The organism is Microbacterium sp. Bi128 (genome assembly GCF_918698205.1).
In genome coordinates this window covers 1-3,555 of record NZ_CAKKMM010000461.1, presented here as the reverse complement: position 1 = coordinate 3,555, position 3,555 = coordinate 1, and the positions used below count along the sequence as shown (strand labels likewise).

3 protein-coding genes and 1 pseudogene are annotated in these 3,555 nt (G+C 70.7%); all 4 read right to left on the bottom strand.

What is annotated here, in order from left to right:
• Positions 1–269 (bottom strand): ATP-binding cassette domain-containing protein (locus LQV45_RS21035; RefSeq protein ID WP_230008677.1); only part of this gene is annotated, 269 nt, incomplete at its 3' end.
• Between the two features lie 119 nt (positions 270–388).
• Positions 389–1,489, bottom strand: a complete 1,101-nt coding sequence (locus tag LQV45_RS21030; protein ID WP_230008676.1) for an NADH:flavin oxidoreductase/NADH oxidase — start codon at positions 1,487–1,489, stop codon at positions 389–391.
• Entirely contained in the window at positions 1,489–2,526 is a 1,038-nt protein-coding gene (locus tag LQV45_RS21025) for a tetratricopeptide repeat protein (RefSeq protein ID WP_230008675.1), read from the bottom strand. Before LQV45_RS21025 ends, LQV45_RS21030 begins: the two co-directional genes overlap by 1 nt.
• A 56-nt stretch (positions 2,527–2,582) precedes the next feature.
• A pseudogene (locus tag LQV45_RS21020) lies at positions 2,583–3,555 on the bottom strand (hypothetical protein); the annotation flags it as partial.

The following is a 3,555-nucleotide window of genomic DNA, read 5'->3' as shown; positions in this document are numbered from 1 at the left end:
CCGTGGACCAGCGCGGTGCCGAAGTCCGGGCGCAGCAAGCCGGTCGCCATCGACAGGGTGGTGGTCTTACCGGCGCCGTTGGGCCCGACCACCCCGTAGAAGGACCCGGCCGGAACGTCCAGGCTGATGCCATCGACGGCGATTTTGTCGCCGAAGCGCTTGGCGAGGCCAAGCAGGGACAAGGCAGGCACCTGCAGGACAGCCGCCGGCGGCGAAGACGGACCGGGCGGGGCTGGCTGTCCCTGCTGGCCAGGGGGTTGGAATGTCATGACGCCAGACTAACCGCCGGACGGCGCGAAAAGGATAGTCCGCAAGGCGTACGTTTTCACTCGCGGGAACCGCGCAGCTGTTTCTGGAATAAATGCCGGTTCTGGAATGGATGCCGGTTCTAGAACGAATGCCGGGGCATGGCGCGCTCGTACTGCGGCGGCCACGCGAGGTCATGGCCGAGCTCAAACGCGGCCCGCAGCCACCAGTGCGGATCCCGCAGGGCGGCACGGGCAATGAACACGCCGTCCGCCTGGCCGGTGGCCACCGCGTGTTCGGCCTGCCCGGCGGACGTCAGGAGTCCCACCGTGCCGGTCCTGACCCCGGTTTCGCGCCGGATCCGTGCGGAGAACCCGGTCTGGTAGCCCGGGCCTACGGGAATCTGCTGGTGGGCCACGGCCCCGCCGCTGGAAACGTCCACCAGGTCCACCCCGCGCTCGGCGGCGGCAGCAGCCATCCGGACCGAGGCGTCGGCCTCGATCCCGCCCGGCGCCCAGTCCGAGGCCGAGATCCGCAGCAGCAGGGGCATGGAGTCCGGGATGACGGCGCGGACGGCGTCCACCACGGCAAGCGTCAATCGGTTCCGGCCCGCCTCGTCCCCGCCCCAGCGGTCCGTGCGGTCGTTGACCAGCGGGCTTTGGAACTGGTGCAGCAGGTAGCCGTGCGCGCCATGGATTTCGATCGTGTCGAACCCGGCATCGACGGCCCGCACGGCGGACGCGGCGAAATCGGCGATCACGCCGTCGATCTGCGCTTCCGTCATGGCCGACGGCGGCGCGTAGCCGTCGAATGCGCCGGTGCCAGGACCCACGGTGTCCCAGCCGCCCTCGGACGCCGGCACGCTGCCCACCTTGCCGGAGAACGGCCAGTAGGAGGACGCTTTCCGGCCGGCGTGCGCCAGCTGGGTGCCGATCTTGGTCTCCGCGGTGCCGTGGCGGTGCACGAAGGCGGTGATGCGTTCCCAGGCCGCGGCCTGGTCGTCGTTGTAGAGTCCGGCGTCGCGGGGGCTGATCCTGCCCGCGGCGTTGACGGCGTTGGCCTCGGTGAGGACCAGGGCCGCTCCCCCGGTGGCAAAGGAGCCCAGATGCATCAGGTGCCAGTCTGTGGGCACGCCCTCGCCCGTTTCGGGGTCGCAGCTGTACTGGCACATCGGGGACACCCAGCCACGGTGCTGCAGCCGCAGTGACCTTAGATCCAGCGGCGCAAAGAGTGCCGATCCCACTAGAACAGCACCCGGGCCAGCCCCTGGCGGGCCTTGGCGACGCGCTCGTCGCCGGTGCCGACGACGTCGAAGAGTTCAAGCAGCCGGACCCGGGCGGTCTCCCGTTCCGGGCCGAAGTTGCGGCCAATGAACGTCACGATCCGGCCAAGGCCGTCCTCGATGTGGCCGCCGGCGATATCCAGGTCCGCAACCCCGAGCTGGGCCTCGAGGTTGTCCGGTTCGTCGGCCGCGAGCCGGCGCAGGGCATCTGCCTCGGGCCCGGAGAGGGCCTGCAGGCGATCCATCAGTTCCACCTGCGCCAGGCCGGCCTTGGCCTCCGCGTCGGCGGGCATCTCGTTCAGGGCCTGCCGGTAGGCGGCGGCCGCGGCCGCGTAGTCGCCGGCCTCGATCGCATCGAACGCCGCCTGGTGCAGCGGCGGCAGCGGCGGCGCCTCCGGTTCCGCGCCAACCGGGCCGCCGGCGCCGATCCGTCCGGTCACGCCGTTGGTGGCCGCGACCTTGAGAAGTTCATCGAACAGGCTGCGTACCTGCTGTTCGTCCGCGCCTCCCTGGAAGAGCGGCACGGGCTGGCCTTTGACCACCGCGACGGCGGTCGGCACGGCCTGCACCTGGAACGCCTGGGCAAGTTCCGGGAACACGTCGATGTCCGCGGCCCCGAGGACCAGCCGGCCGTCGTAGCTCTCGACGATGCCTTCAAGGACGTCCACCAGCTGGCCGGAGCCTGGCGAATAGGAGGCCCAGAGGGCGATCACCACAGGCACCTGGGCCGAGAGGTCCACGAGCTCCTGGAAGTTGCCCTCGGTCACATCCACGCGCAACGGCCGGCCTGCGTGGTCGGCCGGGCCGGATGCCGGGGCCGCCGGGGCACCGGCAGAATCGGCGGACCCCGCCGGGCCGGGGGCTGCGGCGCCGGGACGGGCAGGTCCCGGAGAACTCGGTGCCGGCCGCTGTTTCAGGGCGGAGAGATCGACGGCGCCGCGCAGGTTCAGCGGGCTGGCGGCAACTGGCGGGACCGGGCGGGAAGCTGGCGTAGTCATAGCTCCACTCTAGCCATTGAAGTCCCGCCCGGCGCCACCATGCCCGCCGGCGAAGGCTACTTGAAGGACGCCCCGACCAGGCCGCGGGTGGCGGCCACGAGCTTCATCGGGTCCGTGGAACCGGCCGGCGGAACATAGACAGCCACGGACTCTGCGAAGTCCAGCACCATGCCGGTGCTGGTCTCCTTGCCGCCGGCCAGGGCGGCCGCGTCGTCGCCGATGGTGAGCTTGTCCCCGTCAGCCTTCGGAGTGCCGTCGAACGAGAAGTTCAGCCGTCCCAGCACCAAGGCCCCGCCGTCAGCGGTTCGGAACACGACAGTGTTGTCCGCGGCCGCCTTGTGCGTGAAGGCGAAGGTGCCGTTGACGCCTGATTTGACGACGTCGGCCTGGTAGGCGAGGGTGTCCGCGATGTACGGGGAGGACTGGCCTTCGACGAGCTTGTCCTTGAAGGTGGAGTCGGCCTTGGTCAGGCGGTCACCGAGCCCGGCGAGGGCTTCGTCGCCGCTGTACGCGAGCCCGGTCTTGTCCGCGGGCGCCAGCGTCTCCGTACCGGCCCTGCCGATCCCCGGGAAGGTGGCACCCGGCTGCAGCGGGGTGCTGCTGACCAGCTTGTAGTTATCCCGCGGGGAGTCCTGGGTCAGGGTCAGCAGCTGCGGGACGACGTTGCCCTCGCCCTGCGTCACGGCCATGACCGAGCGCGGCCAGCTGCGCTTGTTGGTGACCACCGTGGTCAGCAGCTTGGTGGAGCGGACAGGCATGCGGGCCTCGTAGGAACCGACCTGCGAGCGGATCTTGTAGTTCTGTGTGCGCACCTGGAGTTCGGACTTGGCCACCCGCGGCGCCAGCTTGGCGGCGTCCTTGGCAGCGTCTCCTGCATCGACGGCACCGGCAACCTGTTCCAGGACGCGGCGGAACTGCGCGTCCAGCAGCACCGGCGCATCGCCGGTCTGGCCCTCACTGCCCGGGGTCGCGGCGTCTGAGGCCGGGGCACCGGAGGCGGGAGCACTGGGCGGCGGGGCGGGAGTCTGG